This is a genomic window from Pseudomonas sp. SP16.1 (assembly GCF_052682975.1).
Window position 1 is genome coordinate 896,937 of sequence record NZ_JBQYFZ010000001.1, and the last position, 20,144, is coordinate 917,080.

At 65.9% G+C, this 20,144-nt stretch carries 22 protein-coding genes and 1 tRNA gene; 16 read left to right on the forward strand and 7 right to left on the reverse strand.

Annotated features, from left to right (window positions below):
- Positions 1–6 precede the first annotated feature (6 nt).
- The 11 genes from ybgC to nadA all read left to right on the forward strand — a co-directional run bounded on the left by ybgC (position 7) and on the right by nadA (position 8,293).
- On the forward strand, positions 7–459 hold the full coding sequence (gene ybgC / locus ACUTAF_RS04465) for a tol-pal system-associated acyl-CoA thioesterase (protein WP_445578842.1): 453 nt from the start codon (positions 7–9) through the stop codon (positions 457–459).
- 32 nt (positions 460–491) lie between these two features.
- Entirely contained in the window at positions 492–1,163 is a 672-nt protein-coding gene (tolQ, locus tag ACUTAF_RS04470; RefSeq protein ID WP_445582401.1) for a protein TolQ, read from the forward strand.
- Between the two features lie 27 nt (positions 1,164–1,190).
- The gene (tolR, locus tag ACUTAF_RS04475; RefSeq protein ID WP_445578843.1) at positions 1,191–1,643 is read left to right on the forward strand and encodes a protein TolR; all 453 of its coding nucleotides are present in this window, start codon (positions 1,191–1,193) and stop codon (positions 1,641–1,643) included.
- Positions 1,640–2,632, forward strand: a complete 993-nt coding sequence (tolA, locus tag ACUTAF_RS04480) for a cell envelope integrity protein TolA (RefSeq protein WP_445582402.1) — start codon at positions 1,640–1,642, stop codon at positions 2,630–2,632. The genes tolR and tolA overlap by 4 nt, the downstream gene beginning before the upstream one ends.
- A gap of 5 nt (positions 2,633–2,637) precedes the next feature.
- A complete protein-coding gene (tolB, locus tag ACUTAF_RS04485; protein WP_445578844.1) occupies positions 2,638–3,936 on the forward strand; it encodes a Tol-Pal system beta propeller repeat protein TolB in 1,299 nt (432 codons plus the stop codon).
- 56 nt (positions 3,937–3,992) lie between these two features.
- Positions 3,993–4,490: a peptidoglycan-associated lipoprotein Pal gene (gene pal / locus ACUTAF_RS04490; RefSeq protein ID WP_397485692.1), complete on the forward strand. Its 498-nt coding sequence runs from the start codon at positions 3,993–3,995 to the stop codon at positions 4,488–4,490.
- A gap of 6 nt (positions 4,491–4,496) precedes the next feature.
- Positions 4,497–5,309, forward strand: a complete 813-nt coding sequence (gene ybgF, locus ACUTAF_RS04495; RefSeq protein ID WP_445578845.1) for a tol-pal system protein YbgF — start codon at positions 4,497–4,499, stop codon at positions 5,307–5,309.
- A 324-nt stretch (positions 5,310–5,633) separates the two neighbouring features.
- Positions 5,634–6,281, forward strand: coding sequence for a 7-carboxy-7-deazaguanine synthase QueE (gene queE / locus ACUTAF_RS04500; RefSeq protein WP_445578846.1), 648 nt, complete (start codon positions 5,634–5,636; stop codon positions 6,279–6,281).
- Positions 6,282–6,283: 2 nt separating this feature from the next.
- On the forward strand, positions 6,284–6,958 hold the full coding sequence (queC, locus tag ACUTAF_RS04505; protein WP_445578847.1) for a 7-cyano-7-deazaguanine synthase QueC: 675 nt from the start codon (positions 6,284–6,286) through the stop codon (positions 6,956–6,958).
- A gap of 58 nt (positions 6,959–7,016) precedes the next feature.
- Positions 7,017–7,092 (forward strand) — tRNA-Lys (locus tag ACUTAF_RS04510).
- A gap of 142 nt (positions 7,093–7,234) precedes the next feature.
- Positions 7,235–8,293 carry a quinolinate synthase NadA gene (gene nadA / locus ACUTAF_RS04515; protein WP_445578848.1) on the forward strand — a complete coding sequence of 353 codons (1,059 nt, stop codon included), beginning with the start codon at positions 7,235–7,237 and terminating at the stop codon, positions 8,291–8,293.
- Positions 8,294–8,394: 101 nt separating this feature from the next.
- Here the strand turns inward: nadA and ACUTAF_RS04520 are convergent, their stop codons facing one another.
- Both ACUTAF_RS04520 and ACUTAF_RS04525 read right to left on the reverse strand, forming a co-directional pair.
- Positions 8,395–9,468: an LOG family protein gene (locus tag ACUTAF_RS04520; protein ID WP_445578849.1), complete on the reverse strand. Its 1,074-nt coding sequence runs from the start codon at positions 9,466–9,468 to the stop codon at positions 8,395–8,397.
- Positions 9,469–9,574: 106 nt separating this feature from the next.
- Entirely contained in the window at positions 9,575–10,978 is a 1,404-nt protein-coding gene (locus tag ACUTAF_RS04525; RefSeq protein WP_445578850.1) for an MBL fold metallo-hydrolase RNA specificity domain-containing protein, read from the reverse strand.
- Between the two features lie 123 nt (positions 10,979–11,101).
- Between ACUTAF_RS04525 and ACUTAF_RS04530 the strand changes: the two genes are divergently transcribed.
- Together ACUTAF_RS04530 and ACUTAF_RS04535 are read left to right on the forward strand one after the other, a co-directional pair.
- Positions 11,102–13,504: a phosphoketolase family protein gene (locus ACUTAF_RS04530; RefSeq protein WP_445578851.1), complete on the forward strand. Its 2,403-nt coding sequence runs from the start codon at positions 11,102–11,104 to the stop codon at positions 13,502–13,504.
- A 38-nt stretch (positions 13,505–13,542) separates the two neighbouring features.
- On the forward strand, positions 13,543–13,755 hold the full coding sequence (locus tag ACUTAF_RS04535) for a hypothetical protein (protein WP_445578852.1): 213 nt from the start codon (positions 13,543–13,545) through the stop codon (positions 13,753–13,755).
- 20 nt (positions 13,756–13,775) lie between these two features.
- Here the strand turns inward: ACUTAF_RS04535 and ACUTAF_RS04540 are convergent, their stop codons facing one another.
- Positions 13,776–14,174 (reverse strand): quorum-sensing-regulated virulence factor family protein, encoded by a 399-nt coding sequence (locus tag ACUTAF_RS04540; protein ID WP_445578853.1) that lies wholly within the window; start codon positions 14,172–14,174, stop codon positions 13,776–13,778.
- Between the two features lie 121 nt (positions 14,175–14,295).
- Here ACUTAF_RS04540 and ACUTAF_RS04545 point away from each other — a divergent pair, with 121 nt between their 5' ends.
- Positions 14,296–15,021 carry a tRNA-uridine aminocarboxypropyltransferase gene (locus ACUTAF_RS04545; RefSeq protein ID WP_445578854.1) on the forward strand — a complete coding sequence of 242 codons (726 nt, stop codon included), beginning with the start codon at positions 14,296–14,298 and terminating at the stop codon, positions 15,019–15,021.
- Here ACUTAF_RS04545 and ACUTAF_RS04550 read toward each other — a convergent pair.
- Positions 14,936–15,973, reverse strand: coding sequence for a DMT family transporter (locus tag ACUTAF_RS04550; RefSeq protein ID WP_445578855.1), 1,038 nt, complete (start codon positions 15,971–15,973; stop codon positions 14,936–14,938). The two genes, ACUTAF_RS04545 and ACUTAF_RS04550, sit on opposite strands and share 86 nt — an antisense overlap.
- Before the next feature lie 138 nt (positions 15,974–16,111).
- Here ACUTAF_RS04550 and erdR point away from each other — a divergent pair, with 138 nt between their 5' ends.
- Positions 16,112–16,759 (forward strand): response regulator transcription factor ErdR, encoded by a 648-nt coding sequence (gene erdR, locus ACUTAF_RS04555; RefSeq protein WP_445578856.1) that lies wholly within the window; start codon positions 16,112–16,114, stop codon positions 16,757–16,759.
- A gap of 76 nt (positions 16,760–16,835) precedes the next feature.
- Here the strand turns inward: erdR and ACUTAF_RS04560 are convergent, their stop codons facing one another.
- The gene (locus ACUTAF_RS04560; RefSeq protein ID WP_445578857.1) at positions 16,836–17,762 is read right to left on the reverse strand and encodes a LysR family transcriptional regulator; all 927 of its coding nucleotides are present in this window, start codon (positions 17,760–17,762) and stop codon (positions 16,836–16,838) included.
- A 112-nt stretch (positions 17,763–17,874) separates the two neighbouring features.
- Between ACUTAF_RS04560 and fpr the strand changes: the two genes are divergently transcribed.
- The gene (gene fpr / locus ACUTAF_RS04565; RefSeq protein WP_445578858.1) at positions 17,875–18,654 is read left to right on the forward strand and encodes a ferredoxin-NADP reductase; all 780 of its coding nucleotides are present in this window, start codon (positions 17,875–17,877) and stop codon (positions 18,652–18,654) included.
- A gap of 129 nt (positions 18,655–18,783) precedes the next feature.
- Here the strand turns inward: fpr and ACUTAF_RS04570 are convergent, their stop codons facing one another.
- Positions 18,784–19,338: a peptidylprolyl isomerase gene (locus ACUTAF_RS04570; protein WP_445578859.1), complete on the reverse strand. Its 555-nt coding sequence runs from the start codon at positions 19,336–19,338 to the stop codon at positions 18,784–18,786.
- Positions 19,339–19,341: 3 nt separating this feature from the next.
- On the reverse strand, positions 19,342–20,136 hold the full coding sequence (locus ACUTAF_RS04575; protein WP_445578860.1) for an alpha/beta fold hydrolase: 795 nt from the start codon (positions 20,134–20,136) through the stop codon (positions 19,342–19,344).
- Positions 20,137–20,144: the final 8 nt, after the last annotated feature.

Here is a 20,144-nt window from a genome sequence, read left to right on the forward strand (position 1 = left end):
TAGAGTATGCGCGCGCCAAACGGAGTCCAGCCGTTCAGCCATCGTTGCCGGGTCTATTACGAAGACACCGACGCCGGCGGTATCGTCTACTACGTCAACTACCTCAAATTCATGGAGCGGGCTCGCACCGAGCGCCTGCGTGAACTGGGTTATGCCCAGTCGACGCTGGCCGGTGAGGGCCTGTTGTTCGTCGTGCATTCGGCCGAGGCCCGCTATCACGCGCCGGCGCGGCTGGACGACGAGCTGTTGATCAGCGCCGACGTGATCGAATTGAACCGCGCCAGCCTGCGTTTTCGTCAGCAGGTCAGGCGGGCCGCGGATGATGTGCTGCTCTGCGAAGGGCAGTTCCTGGTGGCCTGTGTGCGCGCCGACAACTTGAAACCCCGGGCCATCCCCGAGTCCCTGCGCCATGCGTTCGCCGGGGTGCAGGCGCCGGGCCTAATTGCAGCAGGAGAGTAAGCGTGGAAGCCAACGCCAACGCCGTTGACCATATGTCGATGTGGAGTCTGATCAGCAACGCCAGTCTGGTGGTGCAGCTGGTAATGCTCACCCTGGTCGCCGCCTCGGTCATTTCCTGGGTGATGATCTTCCAGCGCAGCAATGCCATTCGTGCCGCCAAGCGCGCCCTGGACGGCTTCGAGGATCGCTTCTGGTCCGGTATCGACCTGTCCAAGCTATATCGCCAGGCCGGCAGCAACCCCGACCCGGATTCCGGTCTCGAGCAGATCTTCCGCGCCGGCTTCAAGGAATTCTCCCGTCTGCGCCAGCAGCAGGGCGTCGACCCGGATGCGGTAATGGACGGCGTGTCCCGTGCCATGCGTGTGGCCATTTCCCGTGAAGAGGAAAAACTGGAGACCGCATTGCCGTTTCTCGCCACTGTCGGTTCCACCAGCCCCTATATCGGCCTGTTCGGCACCGTGTGGGGCATCATGAATTCATTCCGTGGCCTGGCCCAGGTGCAGCAGGCCACTCTGGCCACCGTCGCCCCGGGTATCGCCGAGGCGCTGATCGCCACCGCCATCGGCCTATTCGCCGCGATTCCTGCGGTGATCGCCTACAACCGCTTCGCCGCCCGCGGCGAGATGCTGATCGGCCGCTACTACACCTTCGCCGACGAGTTCCAGGCCATCCTGCACCGCAAGGTGCACACCTCGGACGATTAAGACGAGCGAACAGGAAGGGCTTTAGCCATGGCGAGAATTCGCAACAGACGCAAACCGGTCGCCGAGATGAACGTGGTGCCCTACATCGACGTGATGTTGGTGCTGCTGGTCATCTTCATGGTCACCGCGCCCATGCTCAACCAGGGGGTCAAGGTCGATCTGCCCAAGGTCAGCAGCGAGGCGTTGCCGCAGGACAACAACGCCCAGGTGCTGACCATTTCCATCAAGGCGGACAAGACCTACTACTGGAACATGGGCAGCGAGGTGGACGTCGACACCGAGCAGGAGCGTGCCTCCACCCTGGAGCAGATGACTCAGGCCGTTGCGGCGATCATTGCCGAGAACCGTCGTCAGGGTAAGCCGGTGCAGGTATTCGTGCGCGGCGACAAGTCGGTCGACTACGGCACGGTGATGGCCGCCATGGGCGGTCTGCAGCAGGCCGACGTGGGCAACGTCGGATTGATTACCGAGGCGCCCTGATGCAGCAAAGCGAGCGTTCGCCATCGGAGAGCTACTTCTGGCCCGTGGTATGGGCCGTGGGGCTGCACGTCCTGATGTTTGCCATGCTGTTCGTCAGCTTCGCCTTCAGCCCCGAGCTGCCGCCGGCGCGCCCCGTGGTGCAGGCTACCCTGTACCAGCTGAAATCGCAGAGCCAGGCCACTACCCAGACCACCCAGAAGGTCGCCGGCGAGGCGCAGAAGACCTCGGCGCCGCAGTTCGAGACCGAGCGTCTGGAGCAAAAGAAGGCCGAGGAGCAGAAGCTTGCCGCGGCCAAGGCTGCGGAACAAAAGAAAGCCGAGCAGGCTCGAAAGGCGGAAGCGGCCAAGGCCGAGGCAGCCAAAGCCGCGGCGGCGAAGAAGGCCGAGGCCGAAAAGAAGGCCGCGGAGCAGAAGCGCCAGGCCGATATCGCTAAGAAGCGCGCCGAGGATGAGGCGAAGAAGAAAGCCGCCGAGGATGCCAAGAAAAAGGCAGCCGAGGACGCGAAGAAAAAAGCGGCGGAAGAGGCCAAGAAAAAGGCAGCTGCCGAAGCCGCGAAGAAGAAGGCGGCCGAAGACGCCAAGCGTAAGGCCGAAGAGGCGCGACGCAAGGCGGCCGAGGATCAGAAGGCAGCGGCGCTGGCCGAGCTGCTGTCGGACAATGTGCAGAACCAGCAGGCGCTGGCCGAAACCCATGGCGATCAGGTGGCGGGTAACCTCGATGACCTGATCATCAAGCTGATCACCGAGAATTGGCAGCGGCCGATGTCGGCGCGGCGCGGCATGAGCGTGGAGTTGCTGATCCAGATGCTGCCCGATGGCACGGTGACCAACGCCAGCGTGTCGCGCTCCAGTGGCGATGCACCGTTCGACAGTTCCGCCGTGGCCGCGGTACGCAACGTCGGCCGCATTCCCGAGATGCAACAATTGGATCGCGCTACCTTTGACCGTCTGTACAGGCAGCGCCGCGTCATTTTCAAACCGGAGGATTGAGCTCTGTGAATACCCTGATTCGTATCGCCCTGCTGGGGCTGGTCATGCTGGTCGGCAGCGTGCAGGCGGCCGACCCGCTGGTGATCTCCCATGGCGCCGACCGCGCCACGCCGATCGCCGTGGTTCCGTTCGGCTGGCAGGGTGGCGCTGTGCTGCCGCAGGACATGGCCGAGATCATCGGCAACGATCTGCGCAACTCCGGCTATTTCGAGCCCATTCCGCGGCAGAACATGATCAGCCTGCCGACCCAGGCCAGCGAAGTCATCTACCGCGACTGGAAGGCCCTCGGCACCCAGTACGTGCTGGTCGGCAGCATCGTGCCCAACGCCGGTCGCCTGCAGGTGCAGTACGCCTTGTTCAACGTCAGCACCGAGCAGCAGGTGATGACCGGCAGCGTCGGCGGCGGTACCGATCAGCTGCGCGACATGGCGCACCACATCGCCGATCAGGCGTTCGAGAAGCTCACCGGCGTCAAGGGCGCGTTCTCCACCCGCCTGCTGTACGTCACCGCCGAACGCATGGGCGCCAACAACACGCGTTACACCCTGCAGCGCTCCGACTACGACGGTGCCCGTGCGGTAACCCTGCTGCAGTCGCGCGAGCCGATCCTGTCGCCTTCCTTCGCACCCGATGGTCGGCGTATCGCCTACGTGTCGTTCGAGCAGCGCCGCCCGCGCATCTTCGTCCAGCATATCGATACCGGCCGCCGCGAGCAGATCACCAATTTCGAGGGGCTCAACGGCGCCCCGGCCTGGTCGCCGGACGGCAACCGCTTGGCCTTCGTGCTGTCGCGTGACGGTAATCCGGAAATCTACGTGATGGATATGGGCAGCCGGCAGATGCGCCGCGTCACCAACCATTACGCCATCGACACCGAACCTTTCTGGGGGCGCGACGGTCAGACCCTGTACTTCACTTCGGATCGCGCCGGCAAGCCGCAGATCTACAAGACCAGCATCAATAGCGGCGCGGTGGAGCGGGTTACCTTCGTCGGCAACTACAACGCGAACCCGAAGTTGTCGGCCGACGAGAAGACCCTGGTGATGATCCATCGCCAGGATGGTTTCACCGTGTTCAAGGTGGCGGCGCAGGACCTGGAAACCAACCGCCTGCGCATCCTTTCCGACACCAGTTTGGATGAGTCGCCCACTGTTGCGCCCAATGGCGCCATGCTAATCTACGCCACCCGCCAGCAGGGCCGGGGAGTCTTGATGTTAGCGTCCACCAATGGGCGCGTGAGGCTCCCTCTTCCTACCGCTCAAGGCGAAGTTCGAGAGCCTTCTTGGTCCCCTTACCTGAACTGATGCGGCGCTATACCTTTTATTGCTTGACACAACTGGGGTTCATTAGGAGTTACATGATGGAAATGCTGAAATTCGGTAAGTTCGCTGCACTGTCCCTGGCTCTCGCCGTCGCTGTTGGTTGCTCCTCCAAAGGCGGTGATGCTGCTGGCGAAGGCGCGGTCGACCCGAACGCCGGTTACGGTGCCAACACCGGTGCCGTGGATGGCAGCCTGAGCGAAGAAGCCGCCCTGCGCGCTATCACCACCTTCTACTTCGAGTACGACAGCTCCGACCTGAAGGCCGAAGCCATGCGCGCTCTGGACGTACACGCCAAGGACCTGAAAGGCAACGGCGCTCGCGTCGTTCTGGAAGGTCACGCCGACGAGCGCGGCACCCGCGAGTACAACATGGCTCTGGGCGAGCGTCGTGCCAAGGCCGTTCAGCGTTACCTGGTACTGCAGGGCGTTTCCCCGGCTCAACTGGAACTGGTTTCCTACGGCGAAGAGCGTCCGGTCGCCATGGGCAACGACGAGCAGTCCTGGGCTCAGAACCGTCGCGTAGAGCTGCGCAAGTAAGCTGCCATGCGTAATTGCCGCCGTACTCTGACCCTTCTGACACTCGCCCTGCCGCTCGCGGCGATGGCGGAAGTTCCCGTGCTGGAAAGCAGCTCCATGCCGCAAGGCAGCAGCTATCCCCCGGCGGGTTATGGTACGGCCGGCGCCTATGCCGGAGCCGGGGCGCAAGCCCCGGCCTCGGCACAGGGCATGCTGTTCAACCAGTTGCAGCAGATGCAGCAGGAAATTGCCCAGCTGCGCGGCATGCTCGAAGAGCAGCAGAACGAAATCCAGCGTCTCAAGCAGGAGAGCCTCGAGCGCTATCAGGATCTGGACCAACGCCTGTCCTCCGGTGCTGGCTCCGCCGCTCCCACACAGAATTCAGCCAGCGGCGCCGTCAACGCCAATGGCACCCCAACGCCGCCTGCCGCCCAGCAGCAGGCCAGCGCCGAACCGGGTGATCCGGCCAAGGAAAAAATCTACTACGACGCCGCCTTCGACCTGATCAAGGCCAAGGATTTCGACAAGGCATCGCAGGCGTTCACCGCCTTCCTCAATCGCTATCCGAACAGCCAGTACGCCGGCAATGCGCAGTACTGGCTGGGCGAAGTCAATCTGGCCAAGGGCGATCTGCAGGGGGCCGGCCAGGCCTTCGCCAAGGTCAGCCAGGCCTATCCGGACCACGCCAAGGTGCCGGACTCGCTGTTCAAGCTGGCCGACGTGGAGAAACGCCTGGGCAACAACGACAAGGCCCGTGGCATCCTCCAGCAGGTCATCTCCCAGTTCCCCGGCAGCTCTGCCGCGCAGCTGGCGCAACGCGATCTGCAGCGACTCCCGTAACGGTCGCCGCCTTTCAGAAAGCCCGCGTTTGTCGCGGGTTTTTTATGCCCGGCTGTCGTGCTATGGGCTATAGGGTGCTCCGTGCTCATCGCGACCGTTACGGCCGAGCAATGGTGGTGCGCATGGCGCACCCGGGCCGCAATGGTGAAATATCGGTTGCGGCGTTTTTCGTTTAGAATCGCCGACCCCGGGATTCGGGCGAAGCTTCAGCTCGGCTGATGTCTTCGCTATGCCGGGAAACGGACCGCCGCTTCCCTGAGCGGACCCTCGAATTCAACGCAACGGAGGCGGATGGCCTGTTTCGTCATCACGCCCGTGGCCACTATGCAAGCAACCCTGCGCATCACCGAGATTTTCTACTCGCTGCAGGGCGAGACGCGTACCGCCGGCTTGCCGACGGTATTCGTGCGCCTGACCGGCTGTCCCCTGCGCTGCCAGTACTGCGACACTGCTTACGCCTTTAGCGGCGGCGAGCTCGTTGCGCTGGACGCCATCCTCGACCAGGTGGCGGCCTACAAGCCGCGCTACGTCTGCGTCACCGGCGGCGAGCCGCTGGCCCAGCCCAATTGCATTGCTCTGCTCGAGCGTCTGTGCGACGCCGGCTACGAGGTATCGCTGGAGACCAGCGGCGCGCTCGATGTAGCGGCCGTCGATCCGCGGGTGAGCAAGGTACTCGACCTGAAGACCCCGGGCTCGGCCGAGGTGCAGCGCAACCGGTACGAGAACATCGAGTGGCTGACCGCCAACGATCAGGTCAAGTTCGTCATCTGTTCGCGCGAGGACTACGACTGGGCGGTGTCCAAGCTGATCCAGTATCGCCTCGAGAGACGCGCCGGCGAGGTGCTGTTCTCGCCCAGCCACAAGCAGGTCGATGCGCGCGAGCTGGCCGACTGGATAGTGGCGGACAACCTGCCGGTACGCCTGCAGCTGCAGCTGCACAAGATTCTCTGGAACGACGAGCCGGGACACTGAGCATGAACGACAAGAAAGCGCTGATCCTTCTCTCCGGTGGCCTCGATTCGGCCACCGTGGTGGCCATGGCCAAGGCCGAGGGCTACGCCTGCTACAGCATGAGCTTCGACTACGGCCAGCGTCATCGCGCCGAGCTGCAGGCCGCCGAGCGCGTCGCCCGGCAACTCGGCGTGGTCGAGCACAAGGTGATCGGCCTCAACCTCAACGGCATCGGTGGCTCGGCGCTGACCGACAGCTCCATTGCCGTGCCGGAAACCCCGGGCGAGGGCATTCCGGTGACCTACGTGCCGGCGCGCAATACGGTGTTCCTGTCCCTGGCGCTGGGCTGGGCGGAAGTGTTGGGCGCGCGCGATATCTTCATCGGCGTCAACGCGGTGGATTATTCGGGTTATCCGGACTGCCGTCCGGAGTTCGTCGAGGCTTTCGAGCGCATGGCCAACCTGGCGACCAAGGCCGGGGTGGAAGGGCAGGGCTTTCGCATTCGCGCGCCGCTGCAGCAGCTGAGCAAGGGTGAAATCATCCAGGCCGGCATGCGCCTCGGCGTGGATTACGCCTTGACCGTGTCCTGCTACCAGGCCGACGATGACGGCCGCGCCTGCGGCAAGTGCGACAGCTGCCGCCTGCGCGCGGCCGGCTTTGCCGCCGCCGGCGTCGCCGATGTCACCCGCTATATTTGAAAAAGTTTTCGCGAAGTGTTGATTTCCTGAATTAAATCAGTATCATGCGCCTCGCGTTGGGTCGTTAGCTCAGTTGGTAGAGCAGTTGGCTTTTAACCAATTGGTCGTAGGTTCGAATCCTACACGACCCACCAGATCGCAAAAGCCAGTCGCAAGACTGGCTTTTTTTTGCTCTCGAAAAGCCCCTTGGCCGATATCGCGTCCACCCGTGGCGATGGGCGCGCAGAGCCGGGTGTATACTCGCAGCTCGCGTACGAGCGCCACAGGTTTGATGATATGACGCAGATTTCCGAACGCCTTCTGGTTCAAGCCCATCTCGATGCCAAGCAGCCCAAGCCGCTGACGGCCGAGGAGGAAGCTTTCTACCGCCGCGAGATCGCCGCCGAGCTGAAGAAGCAGAACGCCGTGCTGGTGGCGCACTACTATTGCGACCCGGTGATCCAGGCGCTGGCCGAGGAAACCGGCGGCTGCGTCTCCGACTCCCTGGAAATGGCCCGCTTCGGCAATCAGCACCCGGCGCAGACCGTGGTGGTGGCCGGGGTCAAGTTCATGGGCGAGACGGCGAAGATCCTCAACCCGGAAAAGCGCGTGCTGATGCCGACCCTGGAGGCGACCTGCTCGCTGGATCTGGGCTGTCCGGTGGACGAGTTCTCGGCCTTCTGCGACCAGCATCCCGAGCGCACCGTGGTGGTCTACGCTAATACCTCGGCAGCGGTGAAGGCGCGCGCCGACTGGGTGGTGACCTCCAGCTGCGCCTTGGAGATCGTCGAAAGTCTGATGGATAACGGCGAGACCATCATCTGGGCGCCGGACAAGCACCTGGGCAACTACATCCAGCGCGAGACCGGCGCCGACATACTGCTGTGGGACGGCGCCTGCATCGTCCACGAGGAGTTCAAGGCCAAGCAGCTGCTGGACATGAAGGCGCTGTATCCGGATGCCGCCATCCTGGTGCACCCCGAGTCGCCGCAGAACGTGGTGGAGCTGGCCGATGCGGTAGGCTCCACCAGCCAGCTGATCAAGGCGGCGCAGACCCTGCCGAACTCCACCTTCATCGTCGCCACCGACCGCGGCATCTTCTACAAGATGCAGCAGCTGTGCCCGGACAAGACCTTTATCGAGGCGCCCACCGCCGGCAACGGTGCGGCCTGCCGCAGCTGCGCGCACTGTCCGTGGATGGCGATGAATACCCTGGAGCGCGTGCTCACCGGCCTGCGTGAAGGCGGCGGCGAAATTCAGGTCGACCCCGCGCTGATTCCCAAGGCGGTCAAGCCGCTCAAGCGCATGCTCGATTTCACCCAGGCGGCTCGAATGAAGGTCGTTGGCAACGCCTGACAGGGATGTAGTCAAAACGAAGCCCAGCAAATGCTGGGCTTCGTGCTTTGCGTCGCCCGGATGCAATCCGGGAAGGGGAGGGCATTGCCCCGGATTACAGCTCAGATCGCCCAGTGCTGCGGCTGGTTGACGAAATTCAGCAGTTCGCGCAGCCGGCTGTGGTCGCGGCCGTTGAAGGCGAAGGCCAGGCGCTGCAGGTGACACAACTCGGGTTCGTCGCGCTCCTGCTCGCAGTAGGGCTGCAGGCTGAAACGGCCGTCTGTGCTCAGGTCGACGAAGTCCTCGTGCAACTGGGCCAGCGCGGCTTCGCTGAGCGGGTGGTTGAGGCGCAGGACGAAGCGGTCCTTGAGCCAGCGGCTGGAGTGGAAGTTGCGATAGAACTGGGCGATCTCATCGGCGGCGTCCGCGGCGCTGTGCACCAGGCGCACCAGCTTGAGGTCGCTGGGCAGGATATAGCCCTTGTCCGCCAGTTCCAGCTTGAGAAAGTTTATGGCGTGCTCCCAGTAGGTGCCGCCGGGCTGGTCCAGTAGCACCACCGGCACCAGTGGGCTCTTGCCGGTCTGGATCAGCGTGAGTACTTCCAGCGCCTCGTCCAGCGTGCCGAAACCGCCGGGGCAGAGCACCAGGGCGTCGGCTTCCTTGACGAAGAACAGCTTGCGCAGGAAGAAGAAGTGGAACGACAGCAGGTTCTCGCTGCCCTGCATCGTGGCGTTGGCGGCCTGCTCGAAGGGTAGGGTGATATTGAAGCCCAGGCTGTTTTCCCTTCCGGCGCCTTCGTGGGCGGCGGCCATGATGCCGCCGCCGGCGCCGGTGATCACCATCAGGTCGTAGTGTGCCAGGGTGGCGCCCAGCTCGCGCGCCAGGGCGTAGACCGGATGGTCGGCCGGGGTGCGCGCCGAACCGAATACCGTGACCTTGCGCCGCCGCTTGAAGCGCTCCAGGGTGCTGAAGGCATGCTCCAGCTCGCGCAGGGTCTGCAGCATGATCTTGGCGTCCCAGCGGTTGCGATCGGCCTGGGCCATGCGGATCACGGTGGTGAGCATGTCCCGGTACAGCGGCAGGTTCGGGCTGTTGCCGGGCGCGGAGAGGGCGAGCAACTCGTCCACCTTGCTGGCCAGGTCGATGCCGCTGGTCTGGAGGTGGCGTGACAGGTAATCGTCCGGTTCGTATGGCATGCTGCGTCTCCTTGATCGACTCCGCTCGGTCGCGTCCAAGTCCCTGAAAGGCCGAGCCTTTTCAGAGTATGGACGCCTCGGGCAGGTTTGCGGAAGCGCAGTGTTCTCAGATCGCGATCTGCTCGCCCGGTTCGGGAATGTTGGCGAGCCAGTTCATCCGCTGGTGCAGGGCTTGCTGCAGCGCCTGCATCTTCTCCAGCTCGCCGTGGACCAGATACAGCTCCGGGTGATGCTCGAAGTGGCTGGCCCAGTCGAGCAGCTGCGACTGCCCGGCATGCGCGGAGAAGCCGCCGAGGGTATGCACCTTGGCCTTCACCGCGATGCGCTGGTGCAGCACCTTGACCGTGTCGGCACCGTCGACGATAAGGCGGCCGAGGGTGCCCTTGGCCTGGAAGCCCGGGAACACCAGGTGGCAATTCTCGCGCCAGAGGTTGTGCTTGAAGTGGTGGACGATGCGCCCGCCGTTGCACATGCCGGCGCCGGCGATGATGATCGCGCCGCTCTTGATCCGGTTGATCGCCATCGAATCTTCAGGCGTCGGTGTGCAGCGCAGCACCGGCAGCCAGTCCTCGACCCGCCTGACGCCCTTGGCGGCCAGGATGGCGCGGTCCTCGGCGGCGAACTGCTCGTGGAAGCGGCTGTAGATGGCATTGGCACGGATCGCCATGGGGCTGTCGAGGAACACCGCCTGCTGCGGCAGCCGGCCCTCCTGGTAGAAGCGGCCGAGGTAGTAGATCAGATCCTGGGTGCGGCCGACGGCGAAGGACGGGATCAGCACGTTGCCGCCCTCGCGGTGGGCCTGCTGCAGGATAGCGGCGAGCTCTTCCAGGGTGTCCTCGCTGCAGCGGTGGTCGCGGTCGCCATAGGTCGACTCCATCAGCAGCACGTCGGCCTCGCTCAGCGTGGTCGGCGCCTGCATCAGCGGCGAGCAGGTATTGCCCAGGTCGCCGGAGAACACCAGATGGCGGTGCAGGTGGTGATCCTCGATCTTCATCTCGACTATCGCCGCGCCGAGGATGTGCCCGGCATTGTGGAAGGTCACCTGCACCCCCTTGGCCACCTCGACCGGGGTGCCGTAGGCGTGGGTGCGGCGCTGGCCGAGTGCCTGCTCGGCATTGGCCAGGGTGTACAGCGGGCTGATCGCTGGCTTGCCCTGGCGGGCGCGCCAGCGGTTCTCCCACTCGGCATCCTTTTCCTGCAGGAAGGCGGCGTCGAGCAGCATCAGCTCGAGCAGCTCGCCACTGGCCTCGGTGGTATGGATCGGGCCGCGATAGCCTTCGGCTGCCAGGCGTGGCAGCAGACCGCTGTGGTCGAGGTGGGCGTGGGAGATCACCACCGCATCCAGGCCGCGTGGGTCGAACGGGAAGGGCGTGCGATTGAGGTCTTCCTCTTCGCGTCGTCCCTGGTGCATACCGCATTCGAGCAGCACTTTGGCGCCGTCGCGGCTTTCCACCAGATAGCAGGAGCCGGTGACCTGTTGAATGGCGCCGAGAAAGGTGAGCAGGGCCATGGTTCTATCCTTGTGGTGATGACGAGCCAAGCTTGCCGGGTTGCCGCGCGGCAGGTCTTGATGCAGATCAGCCAGCGCCTTTGGCTGTGAGCCTAGACTGCGACGAGAACCGAGGAGTGCCCGATGACCCAGCTACTACCCGACGCCAGCGCCCTGGCCCGGCATGCCCGGCAATACCCGGAGTTCGCCGCCTGGCAAACGGGGCGCGGGCCCATTCAGCATAGTCCGCAGACCCACGCCGCGGTGTTCCGCCTGGCTCATCAACTGGTGCAGGGCGGATTGCAGGCGGACCTGGCCACTGTCTATCGCCGCTTCCAGGCCCTCGACCGGCTGACCGCGGCCGGCCTCTGGCTGGTGGTGCACATGACCTACGCGCGGCGGGTCAGGCTCGATGGCGCGCCGCTGCAGGCAGATGATTTCAAGCCGGTGCCCGAGGGCCATACCGGCGGCGCGTTGAACATGGTGCCGGCCTATGCGGGCTATCTGGCGCTCGATGCGTTGACCGGCGAGACCCGTGCCTGGCTGATGGGGCAGGGGCATTGCGTGGCGGCGATCGAGGCGCTGAACCTGCTGACCGGCAACCAGCACCCCGAGCAGGCCGCCCGCTATAGCTGCGACGAGGCCGGCATGAGCCGGCTGGCGGCGGACTTCTACAGCTACGCGCAAGCGGCGGACGGCAGCCCCGGCGTGCCGCTGGGCAGCCACGTCAACCCGCACACCGCCGGCGGTATCGCCGAGGGCGGCTACCTGGGCTTCGCCGAGCTGCAGTACGCGCACCTGCCGCTGCCCGGCGAGAAGCTGGTGGCCTTTCTCTCCGACGGCGCCGCCGAGGAGCAGCGCGGCAGCGACTGGATGCCGCGCTGGTGGCGTGCCGAGGACTGCGGCGTGGCGCTGCCGGTGATGATCGCCAACGGCCGGCGTATCGAACAGCGCACCGACCTGGGCACGCACGAGGGGCTCGAGGGATTCCGCCAGCACCTGTGCCGCTGCGGCTTCGACCCGCTGACCTTCGACGGCCGCGACCCGGCGGCCTTCGTCTGCGCCCTGTGGGAGATGGAGCAGCGCCTCGCCCACCGCGTGCAGGAGCTGAACGCAGGCCTGCTCGGCTATCCCTTGCCGATGCCCTACGGCATCGCCGAGACCGTCAAGGGCCATGGCTTCTATGGCGCCGGCAGCAATGCGGCGCACAACCTGCCGTTGCCGGCCAGCCCGGCGCTGGATTCGTCGGCGCGCGAGTTGTTCAACCGACATGTGGCGGCCCTGTGGGTGGCGCCGGCAGAGCTGGCCGAGACCTGCCGCCTGTTCGCCGAACGGCCGGGGCGAGTGGCCGAGCGGGATAATCCGCTGGCGCAGCGCCGGCCGCCGTCGCCGGTGCAGCCGGCGCTGCACTTTCACCGGGACGTCTGCTCGCCGATGAGCGCGCTGGATCGCTACTTCGTCGACCTGGTGCGGGCCAACCCGCATCTGCGGCCGCGGGTGGGCAACCCGGACGAACTGGCCAGCAACCGTCTCGGCGGGATACTGGCGGCGCTCAAGCATCGCGTCAGCCAGCCGGAAAGCGACCTGGAGGACGTGCACGGTGCGGTGATCACTGCGCTCAACGAGGAGGCGGTGGTGTCCGCCTGCCTGGCCAACCAGGGCGGGCTGAACCTGGTGGCCAGCTACGAGGCCTTCTGCGTGAAGATGCTCGGTGCGGTGCGCCAGAGCCTGATCTTCGCCCGCCAGCAGAAGGAGGCGGGACGCCCCGCCGGCTGGCTCGGTTGGCCACTGGTGGCCACCTCGCACACCTGGGAGAACGGCAAGAACCAGCAATCGCATCAGGACACCACCTTCTGCGAGGCGCTGCTGGGCGAGATGCACGATGTCATGCGCGTGCTGCTGCCGGCCGACCACAATTCGTTGCTGGCGCTGCTGCCGGGCATCTACCAGGAGCGTGGCCGGCTGGCCTGCCTGGTGGCGGCCAAGCGCGAGCAGCCGTGCGTGTTCAGCGCCAAGCAGGCGCAGCAACTGGCGCGCGTGGGCGCCTTGCAGGTCGACGAGTGGGGCGATGGCGAGCCCGTAATGCTGATCGCCAGCGGCAGCTATCAACTGACCCAGATGCGTCGCGCCGCCGTTCGTCTGAGCGAGCAGGCTGTCGCCTGGCGTCTGATTTACTTGCAGGAACCGGGGCGTTTTCGCGCGCCGCGCGATGCCTGGGAGGCCGCCAGTCTGGCCAGCGAGGCCGAGCGCGAGGCGTTGTTTCCCGAGTCCGTCGCCAGGCGCGTGCTGCTCAGTCATATGCGTCCCGAGGTCGCGGCGGGGCATCTGTGGCCCCTGCTGGGCGACCGGCGCTCGTGCCGTGTGCTGGGTTACCGCAACCACGGCGGCACCTTCGACGAGGCCGGCATGCTATTCGCCAATCGCTGCAGCTGGGCTCACGTGCTGCAGGCGATAGCCGAGCTGCTCGGCGTCGCCCAGGGCGCCTGGCTGACGGCTGAAGAGCAGGCGGCGCTGGCCGGGGAGGGCGATCCGCGTTGCCTGCGCTGAGCGGGTGATCCGCTTCAACGGGAAAGGGAGGGGCAGGTATGCCCAAATTGATCCTGGAGATAGACCTGGAGCTGTACCACCTGCTGCAGCAGGCGGCGCGTACCAACCGGAGGACTCTGGAGGGCGAATGTCTGCGACGGCTGGAGGGCGGCGCGCGGCGCTCGCGCTACATGGAGGCGCTGCTCGCCGAGCTGCGCGCCGACGACGCCCAGCGCCGTGCCGCGCGGGGCTCTGGCCCCAGCGCCGGCTGAAAGAACCTGGCGCAGATCCGTCAGAGTGCGCAGTCGGCCTTGTCGAACGCCTCGGTGGTGACCGGTCGGTTGCTGCGATATTCGCTGAACTGGTAGCGCAGCTGCGCGCCCTGGGCCAGCAGCCGGCGAAAGCCCGGGTTGCCGCAAACGCTGGCGGCCAGCTGGGCGCGCACCGTGTCCGGATTGCCGCGCATCTGCGCGGCATGGGCCGGACGGACGCTGAGATGGTTGATCAGGGTGTGGCCTTCGACGGTATAGCCCTGATCGAGAATGTCCTCGTTGATCGCTCGCGGTGTGCCCTCGCTGCTTTGCCGCGCGACCTGCTCCAGGGCGCGGGTCAGTTCGAGCTCCTTGAGCGAGGCGGCCTGGACGGCGACGGGCAGGGTCAGGGCGAGGACGAGGGCGGTAACGCGGGACATGCGGATTCTCCTGGACGAGTGCGGGCTTTGACCCGGCAGGCGCGGCCGGGTTCAGCACCTGGCGCATCATAGCCCGCCCGGCTTTGTTAAACTGCCGCGTTTTTTCTGTCGAGCCCTGTTCGTGGACCAGTCCCATCCCCCGCATGCCGTCGCCCGGCTACGCGCCGAGCGCCTGGCGCGCAGCGTCAAACCCTTCGTTGCGCGCGGTTCGCGAGCCGAGCGCTGCCCGGCCTGCCGGGTGCAGCCGGATTACTGCCTGTGCGCCTGGCGCCCGCGGGCCGCGGCGAATGCCGGCATGTGTCTGGTGATGCACGATATCGAGGCGCTCAAGCCGAGCAACACCGGCTGGCTGATCGCCGACGTGGTGGCCGACACCCACGCCTTCGGCTGGACGCGCACCGCGGTCGATCCGGCGCTGCCGGCGCTGCTCGCCGAGCCGCAGTGGCAGCCCTACCTGGTGTTTCCCGGCGAGTACGCCGCCCCCGAGCGGGTGGTGGAGGAAGTCCATCTGGTGCCGGGCAAACGGCCGCTGTTCGTGCTGCTCGATGCGACCTGGACCGAGGCGCGCAAGATGTTTCGCAAGAGTCCCTATCTGGACGCGCTGCCGGTACTCAGCCTGACGCCGGCGCAGCTGTCGCGCTACCACCTGCGTCGCTCCAGCCGCGGCGAGCACCTGTGTACCGCCGAGGTGGCGGCCATGTGCCTGGAGCTGGCCGGCGACGCGCAGGCCAGCGAGGCGCTGGACTGCTACCTGGATGCCTTCAGTCAGCATTACCTGGCGGCAAAGCGGCGCCTGCCGTTGGATCTTTCCGACGAGTTGCACCAGCGCCTGGCGCGTTTTCGCTGAGCACGGCCGGCAGCGGCTTGGGCCATAGCTGGGCCAGCAGCATGCCGGCGAACATCAGCGCACAACCCAGGTAACCGCGCAGCGCCAGCACCTCGCCGAGCAGCAGGGCGCCGGCGATGGCGGCGAACACCGCTTCCAGCGAGAGGATGATCGCCGCGTGCGAGGCAATCGCGTGCTGCTGCGCCACCACCTGCAGGGTGAAGCCGACGGCCACGCCGAACAGGCCGCCATAGAGGATCGCCGGGCCGGCTGCGAGAATGCCGTCCAGGGTCGCCGTCTCGAAGATCAGCGCCAGCAGCAGGCTGATCACGGCGCAGGTGGCGAACTGGATCAGCGCCAGGCGCAGCGGGTCGTGGCGGCTGGCGAAGAAGCCCACCAGCAGCACGTGCACGCCCCAGACGACGGCGCCGGCCAGCTGCAGCCAGTCGCCGGAGGCGACGGTAAAGCCTTCGCCGACGCTGAGCAGGAACATGCCGACCACCGCCAGGCAGGCGCCCAGCCAGATGCCCAGGCCGCTGCGTTGGCCGATCAGCAGGCCGAGGATCGGCACGACGATGACGTACAGCCCGGTGATGAAGCCGGAATTGGTCACCGTGGTGAACAGCAGGCCGACCTGCTGCAGGTTGATCCCCAGGGACAAGGCCAGGCCCATGACCACGCCGCCGAGCAGCAGGCTGCGATCCAGCGGCGCCGCCGGGCGTCGGCTGCGTCGTTGCAGCAGGGCCAGCAGCGGCAGCAGCACCAGGCAGGCCAGGGCGAAGCGCAGGCCGGTATAAAGGAAGGGGCCGATGCTGTCCATGCCCAGGCGCTGGGCGACGAAGGCGCTGCCCCAGATCATCGCGGTGATCAGCATCAACAGGTCGGCGCGCAGGGCTTGGCTTGGCATGGCGGTGTCTCGGCGGGCAAAGCGACGAATCGTGCCGCAAAGCTTGGCGCTTGACCACCCCGTCATGGCTCGGCATGCTGGGCGCCGCCGTCGTCCCGAGTGGGGAGCCTGCCAGCGCCGAGTGCGCAGGCTTGAGCGGGTCGCTCGGCGCCAGGCACTGCCATAATCAGCGCAGTGCACTCATAACAAGAACAGGATCTGCCAATGGCCGCCTACGAAATCCTGATTGCCGACGACCATCCGTTGTTTCGCAGCGCGCTGCAGCAAGCCCTGACCCTGGGCCTGGGGCCCGAGGTGCGACTGGTGGAAGCCGCCAGCATCGCCGAACTGGAAGGCCACCTGGGCGCCAAGAGCGACTGGGACCTGGTCCTGCTCGACCTCAACATGCCCGGCGCCTACGGCTTCTCCGGCCTGGTGCTGCTGCGCGGGCAATATCCGCAGATTCCCGTGGTGATGATCTCCGCGCAGGAGGAGGCCTCGGTGGTCAACCGCTCCCGCGAATTCGGCGCCAGTGGCTTCATCCCCAAGTCCAGCCCGCTGGAAACCATCCAGGAGGCCGTGCGCCAGGTGCTCGACGGCGATACCTGGTGGCCGCCGCTGGCCGAGGAGGGGGCGCCGGTGTCGGCCGAGGCCAAGGCCGCCAGCGCCGGCCTGGCCAGCCTGACGCCGCAGCAGTTCCGCGTGCTGACCATGGTCTGCGAGGGCCTGCTGAACAAGCAGATCGCCTACGAGCTGAGCGTCTCCGAGGCGACGGTCAAGGCCCACGTTACCGCCATCTTCCGCAAGCTCGGGGTGCGCACCCGCACCCAGGCGGCGCTGCTGCTGCAGCAGATGGAATCGATTCCGGGCTGAGGGTTCGGCGGGCGCAAGCGTCCGCCGAGGAGAACAGGGTCAAGGCCATGGTTGACACGCCGGCGGCATGTCCGCCCTAGGCAATCGGCGGCAGGACGATCTGATCGCTGCGAGCCACTCCGACGGTGAGCGCGCGGCACTGTTCGAGAAACTCGCGCATGGCCGCGGTCTGGTATTTCTGCTTGTGCCAGATGAAGTAGAACTGCCGGCGCAGGTCCAGCTGCGGCGTTTCCACCGCCACCAGGCTGCCGCGGCGGAAGGCATCGCGCAGCGCCAGGCGCGAGATGCAGCCGATACCCAGACCCGACTCCACCGCGCGTTTGATCGCCTCGGTGTGTTCCAGCTCCAGGCGGATATTCAGGCTGCGCGGGTGATGGCGCATGGCCTGATCGAAGGTCAGGCGCGTGCCCGAACCCTGCTCGCGCAGGATCCAGGCCTCATGCGTGAGCTCCTCCAGCGACGCCGTACCGCGCGTGGCCAGGGGATGCTGCGGCGCGCAGAACACCACCAGTTCGTCCTCGACCCAGGGCTGCACCTCGATGTCCGGATGCGCGCAGTCGCCTTCGATCAGGCCCAGATCCAGCTCGTAGTGGGCGATCTGCTGCACCACGTGAGCGGTGTTGTGCACCTGCAGCTTCACCCGGCACTCGGGGTGGCGCTGCATGAAGCTGCCGATCAGCAGGGTCGCCAGGTAGTTGCCCACGGTCAGGGTGGCGCCGACGTTGAGCGAGCCGAAACCGCTCTTGCCGCCGAGCAGGCGTTCGATCTCGCGCGCCTGGTCGAGCAGCGCCACCGCCTGCGGCAGCAACTGGCGACCCAGGGCGTTGAGCGCCAGGCGCTTGCCGGCGCGGTCGAACAGCTGGCAGTCGGAGTGGCGCTCCAGTTCGGTCAGCGAGGTGCTGGTGGCCGATTGCGACAGGGCCAGCGACTCGGCCGCGCGCGAGACACTTTCCTGCTGGGCCACGGCGACGAATACCTGGAGTTGTCTGAGGGTAAATCGCATATCTATATAACCGATAACCTATATCTTGATAATCCACTTAACAGATATTCTGCGTCCGCCTAGAATGCCGCGCAATCAGCCTTTTGCTTCCCGTCTGCGCGAGGAATTCCGCATGAGCAATATGAACATCGAGCGTGTGCTCAGCGTTCACCACTGGAACGACACCCTGTTCAGCTTCAAGTGCACCCGCGACCCGGGCCTGCGCTTCGAGAACGGCCAGTTCGTCATGATCGGCCTGCAGCAGGCCAACGGTCGTCCGCTGATGCGTGCCTACTCCATCGCCAGCCCGAACTACGAGGAGCATCTGGAGTTCTTCAGCATCAAGGTGCCGGACGGCCCGCTGACCTCGCAGCTGCAGCACCTCAAGGAAGGCGACGAGATCGTCATCAGCAAGAAGCCCACCGGTACCCTGGTGCTCGATGACCTGCTGCCGGGCAAGCACCTCTACCTGCTGTCCACCGGCACCGGCCTGGCGCCGTTCATGAGCGTGATCCAGGACCCGGAAACCTACGAGCGCTTCGACAAGGTGATTCTGGTGCACGGCGTGCGCTACGTGAACGAGGTCGCCTACCGCGAGTTCATCACCGAGCACCTGCCGCAGAACGAGTATTTCGGCGAGGCGCTCAAGGGCAAGCTGATCTACTACCCGACCGTGACCCGCGAGCCGTTCGAGAACCAGGGCCGCCTGACCGACCTGATGCGCAGCGGCAAGCTGTTCGCCGACATCGGCCTGCCGCCGATCAACCCGCAGGACGACCGTGCGATGATCTGCGGCAGCCCGAGCATGCTCGACGAGACCAGCGAAGTGCTCGACGGCTTCGGCCTGAAGATCTCCCCGCGTATGGGCGAGCCGGGCGACTACCTGATCGAGCGCGCCTTCGTCGAGAAGTAAGCGCCTCCGTTAAACGACAAAGCCGCCCGATGGGCGGCTTTGTCGTTGTAGGGTGCGCGGGAGGTTGCTCGTTGGAGCGCGGTGCGCGCGGCCTGGGCGGCCCCGCGACACCCTACGGCAAGCGGCGTCTTACAGACGCTTGGCGTCGAGGATCAGCACCGGCTCGCGCGGCACGTTCTGGTGCATGCCGCGGTTGCCGGTGGGCACCTGGGCAATCTTGTCCACCACTTCCATGCCGCGGGTCACCTTGCCGAACACGGCATAGCCGAAGTCGCGCGAGCCGTGGTCGAGGAAGGCGTTGTCCTTGTGGTTGATGAAGAACTGGCTGGTGGCCGAGTCGCGCACCTGGGTGCGGGCCATGGCCAGGGTGCCGCGTACGTTGTGCAGGCCGTTGTCGGCCTCGTTCTTGATCGGCGCGTCGGTGGCCTTCTGCTGCATCTGTGCATCGAAGCCGCCGCCCTGGACCATGAAGCCGGGGATCACCCGGTGGAACTGGGTGCCGGCGTAGAAGCCGCTGTCGACGTACTTGAGGAAGTTGGCCGTGCTGATCGGTGCCTTGTCGGCGGCCAGCTCCACCTCGATCTCGCCGAGGCTGGTGGTCAGCAGCACCTTGGGATTGTCCGCCGCCAGCAGGCTGGTGGACAGCAGCAGGGAACAGGCGGCGAAGGCGAGTTGCTTGAGCATGGGTCAGTTTTCCTTGTTGGCAGTTTCGAGAAAGGCGAGCAGGGCGCTATTGAAGCGTTCGGGTTGGTCCAGCGGTGTGGCGTGGCGCGAATTTTCGATCACCAGCAGGCGTGCATCGGGCATTTCTGCGACGTACTCGCGCTTGCGCTCGACCGGGGTGTAGTCGTGGTCGGCCGCGATCACCAGGGTAGGACAGGTGATGCGGTTCAGGCGTTCCCGCACGCCCCAGCCGATGATGGCGTCGAGGCTGGCCAGGTACGCGCGCTTGTCGTTCTGCGGCCAGCGCGCCTCGATCTTGCGCCGCAGTTCGGCCTGCTCCGGTCTGGGGAACAGCAAGCGGCCGAGCCCTTTGGCGATGGTCTCCAGGCTGAGCAGGCGCGACAGGGTCCAGCGCTTGCCGATCTCCAGCCAGTCGCGCGGGGTTTTCGCCTTCACCTCCGGGCCGCTGTTGACTATGGTCAGGCTGCGCAGCAGCTCCGGGCGGTCGACGCCGAGCTGGAAGCCGATCATCCCGCCCATGGAGATGCCCACCAGGTGCACCGGCGGCAGCTGCAGGTGCTCGATCAGCGCCACCACGTCGTCGGCGAAATCGGCGATGCGGTAGGCCTCGCGCGGTTTGTCCGAGCGGCCGTGGCCGCGCACGTCGAGCGCAAGCACGCGGTAATGCTGGCTGAGCTGGGGAATCTGGTACTCCCAGTCGCGGGTGCTCGAGCCCAGGCCGTGCACCAGCAGCAGCGGGGCGCCGTGGCCGTAGTCCTCGTAATGCAGCTGGCATCCGTCGTTGTCGAAGTAGGGCATGGCCGGGT